Annotated in this window: 5 protein-coding genes and 2 pseudogenes; 3 read left to right on the top strand and 4 right to left on the bottom strand. The window is 66.8% G+C overall.

Annotated elements, in window-relative coordinates:
• Positions 1–194 precede the first annotated feature (194 nt).
• Complete coding sequence (locus ACWC9R_RS36845) at positions 195–377, bottom strand: hypothetical protein (protein WP_450738223.1); 183 nt, start codon at positions 375–377, stop codon at positions 195–197.
• A gap of 135 nt (positions 378–512) precedes the next feature.
• On the opposite strand from ACWC9R_RS36845, the gene ACWC9R_RS36840 reads away from it, so the two are divergent.
• Positions 513–968, top strand: coding sequence for a DUF5946 family protein (locus ACWC9R_RS36840; RefSeq protein ID WP_450738221.1), 456 nt, complete (start codon positions 513–515; stop codon positions 966–968).
• 72 nt (positions 969–1040) lie between these two features.
• Here the strand turns inward: ACWC9R_RS36840 and ACWC9R_RS36835 are convergent.
• Positions 1041–1178, bottom strand: a pseudogene (locus tag ACWC9R_RS36835) (IS630 family transposase); the annotation flags it as partial.
• On the opposite strand from ACWC9R_RS36835, the pseudogene ACWC9R_RS36830 reads away from it, so the two are divergent.
• Positions 1162–1621 (top strand): annotated as a pseudogene (locus ACWC9R_RS36830) (transposase); the annotation flags it as partial. The pseudogenes ACWC9R_RS36835 and ACWC9R_RS36830 sit on opposite strands and share 17 nt — an antisense overlap.
• A 15-nt stretch (positions 1622–1636) precedes the next feature.
• On the opposite strand, the gene ACWC9R_RS36825 reads toward ACWC9R_RS36830, so the two are convergent.
• The gene (locus ACWC9R_RS36825) at positions 1637–2098 is read right to left on the bottom strand and encodes a MarR family winged helix-turn-helix transcriptional regulator (RefSeq protein WP_450738219.1); all 462 of its coding nucleotides are present in this window, start codon (positions 2096–2098) and stop codon (positions 1637–1639) included.
• A 693-nt stretch (positions 2099–2791) separates the two neighbouring features.
• Entirely contained in the window at positions 2792–3946 is a 1155-nt protein-coding gene (locus ACWC9R_RS36820; RefSeq protein WP_450738217.1) for a serine hydrolase domain-containing protein, read from the bottom strand.
• A 206-nt stretch (positions 3947–4152) separates the two neighbouring features.
• Between ACWC9R_RS36820 and ACWC9R_RS36815 the strand changes: the two genes are divergently transcribed.
• Positions 4153–5130 (top strand): helix-turn-helix domain-containing protein, encoded by a 978-nt coding sequence (locus ACWC9R_RS36815; protein WP_450738215.1) that lies wholly within the window; start codon positions 4153–4155, stop codon positions 5128–5130.
• The last annotated feature ends 90 nt before the right edge of the window (positions 5131–5220 follow it).

Here is a 5220-nt window from a genome sequence, read left to right as displayed (position 1 = left end):
CAGCGGCTCGATCCGGTCCCACATCGCATCAGTGATCACTAATCGGAGAGACACATCCGATCAACTGATCAGCCCGTCAAAGAGACACGCCCTAGTCGCGAGATCAGTACTGATGCGGGGCGGGGCATGGCTGGGGTAGGTCCCCGGGGCTTCGCCGGGCGTCCTGGGGTACGTGCCCCCGCAGCACCGTCCGGTCAGCTTGTGCCCGCCCACGGGTAACGGTGTTCGGGGCGTCCGGCGTCGTCGCCGTAATCCAGGGTGACGGTGGGGTGGCTGCCGTATTCGAGGTGTTTGAGGTAGCGCTGGGCCATGGAGCGGCTGATGCCGGGGCGTACGGCGGCCCGGTGGGTGGGCGGACAGCGGGTTACGGACCGCACGCCCAGAACCGGTCATCCACCCCGGTCAAGCAGTTGCTACTGAGCTTGAATATGTGATGTCGGTACCATCCAGGATTTCAGCTGCGCGACTGTCGCGAACGTCCTACGCTGCGCTTCGACGATCAAGGAGGAGACATGGAATCCTGCGCGGAGTGCGGTGTGTCCGTGGGCCCACGATCCTGTGGCGATCTTTTCCATGCCTTGCTCGCATTGGACCATGAACGGCAGGCCCCGTGGGGGCCGTTGCACGGCGTTTCGGTCTCTTGCTTCCTGTTCCAGCACCCCAGTCGGCTTCCCGCTGACGACGGTGCGATGGCATGGGCGCTCCTGCACGCCTATCTCGAAGGCGGCCTCAGCGAAGTGAACCGGCTTGTCGGTCGGGCTCGTCGTGGCAACTCCCATCGCGTGACGGACATGCCTTCACAAGTCGCCTGCGAGGCAGCACTGCCGCAACGGGACGCGCCGCCGCCCCGTTTCTCCGTGACGATCGAAGATGTCGCTGTCGACGGGACGTTCCCCGCCGAAGAGTTCCCGGAACGCCTCAGGGCCTGGGCCGCCGCCACAGTCGACGCGTGGAGCCGCAGCACGTGACCGGCCGTGGGCCCGTCGAGGAGGAGCCCACAGCCTGCCTGGGATGCTGAACGTGACCTGGGTGATGCCCGGTCAGCCATCCATGGTCAGGCCGGTGCCGGTGAGGCAGCTGTCGACAAGGTCCGGGCGGTACTGGATCTGCCTGAGCCGGTGCTTGACGGCCCTGGTGATCTGACCCAGGCCGACTGCGGCGAGGTCGCCGATGTCGCGCATACGGTGGCGGACCAGGACCGGCGCGCCGTGGCGCGATGGCACCTGGCAGCGGATCTTCGAGCAGCTCAAGCCGAAGCCGATGCGAAAGGCCTGATCACATGGGACATGAGCGTGGACTCCACGATCGCCCGGGCCCACCAGCAACCCGCCGGGGCGCGTACGCCGACAAGGCGTACGGCTCCCGCGCGAACCGCGCCTACCTGCGCAGACACGGCATCCGCTGCACCATCCCGGAGAAGGCCGACCAGATCCGCAACCGCAAGAAACTCGGCTTCCGCGGCGGTCACCCGCCCAAGTTCGACAAGGCCGACTACGAAGAGCGCCATGCAGTTGAATGCGGGATCAATCGACTCAAGCGCCACCGCGCGGTGGCAACGAGATACGACAAGCTTGCCGTTCGCTACGAGGCGACCGTGCTGGTCGCGGCCATCAACGAATGACTGTGACCAGCACCTTCACAACAGCCCCTGGGTGAGGTTGTCGGTGACGCGCTGGAGCACGGAGACCGCGGTCGCGTACTCCTCGTCCGTGATGTCGCCGAGGAGTTCCGCGCGCACCCGGCCCATGCGTCCCTTCGCCGTCGCCAGGCCCTCGCGGCCCCGCTCCGTGAGCGTCAGCCGGCCGTCCGCGCCGATGTCGAGCCAGCCCCGGTGTACGAGGGCGTCGGCGGCATGGACCATCACCTGGGTGCCCATGCCGCAGGGCACGGCCAAGGCGCGGATCTCCTCCCTGGTGAGGCCGTGCTCAGCCCGGACGATGTTGTTGAGCGCCCACCACTGGGGCTGGGTCATGTCGATGCGTGCCAGGGCCTCCTGCGAGTGCCGCAGGATCGCCTCGGTGGCGCCCCAGGCGACCAGGGCGATGGGCCGCTGGCCGGGCGTGGTGGTGCCATTCTGCGGGGTGCTTATGGTCGTCATGATTACCAAGCTAGGACCTCAAGTCTGGTTGAGGTCAAGGCTGTTTCAGATCATCACGGCTGCGACGGTGCAGCGCCAGTGGGCGCACATACGGGGATATCCCCATGCATCTCCTGCGTTTTCGCGATGGCTTTCCGTTCAGCCGTGAGTCGTTCGCACTTCTGGCGGGATCAAGGCAACGATCCCGGTTCCGGCGGACCGAGTCCGCAACCGTCAGAAGCTCCTGCGCGGTGGCGCTGCCGCCATGAGATACGAGCAACTTGCTGTGCGTCAGTCGCAGTCCTCAACGAGCGGCCGTGACCAGCACTTTCGCGACAGACGCTCGTGAGCGGGCGAGCTCGGCCTGAGAGGTGATCTCAGACATGGATGTTCCTTGTCCTGGATGATGGGAGTGATCGCTCAGTGGGCGGCCAGGCGCTCAGGCGGGTGCCGGCAGCGCGCGGTAGACCTCCCCTGAACACCGGTCAGGGCCTCGCTGCGCGAACGGCTGCGAGGCCCTGACGGGTCACGTGGGGGACTATGTGCGCCTTCAACGAGCGCAGCGCCGCCCAGGTCACCCAGGGGAGCCCGGCACCGCACTCCGGCGATACGCCAAATTAGGGCGCTCATTGGGTGACCGACGGGTTAGCCGCACCACCTGACCCGGATATCCGCCTCGCGGGGCGCTGTGGCGACTAGGCAGTTTCGTTGGTATCAGTTCGACTCTGAGGTTGATGATCCAAACAAGAGAGCCCGATTGCCTCGTGCGGTGCCCGAGTCGGCTCTGCGGCTGAACTCGGCCTCCAGGAGGTCGGTGAAGATGCGGATGGGGTCCTCCCAACGTCCCGTTGCCCAGTCGGCGTTGGTATTCACTGCGAGCGTGTGTGTGCCATCGCGTGTGCCGTAGACGTACGACCAGGAGCCGAAGAGCGCGCCGCCCATACCCCAGACCGCCGTGCCGGAGGGCAGGGTCAGGCGGGAGATGCCGAGACCGTAGGTGGCCCCCGGAAGCCAGCTTTCCGTCGGGACCATGGTGAACATCTCGCGCTGTTGTTCCGGCCGGAGGAGGCGCCCTCCGAGCAGTGCTGTGAAGAACCGGTTGAGGTCGGCGACAGTGGAGATCATGCCGCCCGCCGCCCAGTACGGACTCGTCTCCAGCTCTGTGACGTTGTAGACCGTGGCGTCCGGATCGGGGGAGAACAATTTGGTGTAGTGGCTCGAATGAGGTTCGGAGAGCACCGGGTCGGCGCCGAGTGGCAGGGAGGTTCCCGTCAGACCGAGCGGGCGGGCGAGACGGTCAGCGATCTCATCGGCGAGCATCCGGCCGGTCACCTGCTCAACGATCATCCCGGCGAGAATGTAGTTGGTGTTGGAGTACGCCCAGCCCGTCCCCGCCGGGAAGTCGGCCGGATGTGACATGGCGATCTCCACGAGTTCTTCGGGCGTGTAGCTTTCCTGCTTGCTCAGTGCCGGCTGGTCGCTGGTGTGGCTGAAGACTCCGCTGGTGTGGTTGAGGAGCTGTCGGACTGTGATCGTGTTGCCGTCGTGCCCGTTCCCGGTGACCACACCCGGCAGCAATCGCTCCACCGTGTCCTCCACGGCCAGTTGGCCCTCCGTCACGAGTTGCAGGATCACTGTGGCGGTGAAGGTCTTGGTGATGCTGCCGATCCGGAACCGGTCCTCATGCCCGCGCGCCCGACGAGTCCGTGTGTCAGCGACCCCCGCCGTGCCGAACCAGTGCCCGCCGCCGTCATGGACCTGAGCAAGAATTCCTGGCACTCCCCCTTCCCGCACCGCTTGGTCGAGCACCCGCTGGGCGGCTTCGTGGTCCCTGCGGGTGACGTGCGCTGCGGACGTGGCCTCTTCCATGTGAACCCCTTGGTTTCATCTTTTCGCGACACCTGAAAGCTACGGTGCACATGTATCCGCAGAAGCGGTGTAAGCATTGGAATCTCCGGGAATCAGGGAGTTTCCCGGATCTTGTAGCGTTGCCGGTGACGGCTAACGCAACGCATGGGGGTGTGCGGAGTCGGTCACGCCGGCCGGCTCGCGGTGCCCACGGTGGGAGGGCGGATATGGGCGGCGGGAGACTCACCGCGGAGGACCGCAGGGACATCGAGGCGGGACTGGCCGAGGACTTGCCGTACGCCGCGATCGCCCGACGACTGGGACGGCCGACTTCGACCGTCAGCAGGGAGGTTGCCCGCAACGGCGGGCCGGGCGGCTACCGCGCGGAACACGCCGACCGGGCCAGCGCCTGGCAGCGACGCAACCGGCCACCTCGGCCCGCGACGCCACCGTCCACCGGTGCCGAGGCCACGCACGGGCGGGACCCCGCCGCCGTCCACGCCTACATGGACAGATTCGCGACCATGATGATCGCGACCGGTCTGCCCCGCACGGCCGCCAGGGTGCTGGTCTGCCTGGTAACTACCCCCTCTGGTACGCGAACTGCTGCGGAACTCGCCCAACGGCTGCGAGTCAGCCCGGCCTCGGTGTCCAAGGCCGTGGGATACCTCGAAGGGCTCGATGTCCTCACACGCAAGTACGAGCCCGGCCGACGCCGCGCCCACCACGTCATCGATGACGACGTCTGGCTCCGCGCCTGGCTGACCAGCGCCCACAAGAACGCGGTGTGGGCCGAGACCGCCCAGGAGGGTGCCAACCTGTTCGGACCCAGCACCCCCGCAGGCGCACGGCTCCAGGCCATGCACAAATTCTTCGTCGGAATCCACCGGGACATGACCAGCCCGTCGACCACCGTGCCCCTCGAGGACGCGATTACCGTACTCGCCGCCCTCCTCCACGCGGCCCGGCCCCTCACCACCAGCGAACTCGCCGCCGCCCTCGGCTGGCCAAAGGCGCGCACCGCCACTGCTGTACAAGCCGCCGAGCACCAGGCAGAAGTCTGCGGACCACTGGCGCTTCAGCGCACTTCCTCCGGCGCCCACCTGGTCACAGCCCAGCACGGAAGGCTCACTCCGGCCCAGCGCACGGCTCTCGCCCAGCGCCCAGGACACTGCCCAAGCGGGAGCCCAAACGACAGGCCCTAGGCAGTTTCGTTTGGATCATCTGGCTGACCAGAGGAAGATGCCTGCGATGTGGAGTCCGGCCAGGTAGATGGTTGCGGTCTTCTCGTAGCG

Source organism: Streptomyces sp. NPDC001219 (assembly GCF_053597915.1).
Note: the sequence above shows the minus strand (reverse complement) of the source record. Positions and strands in the feature narration are given on the sequence as shown.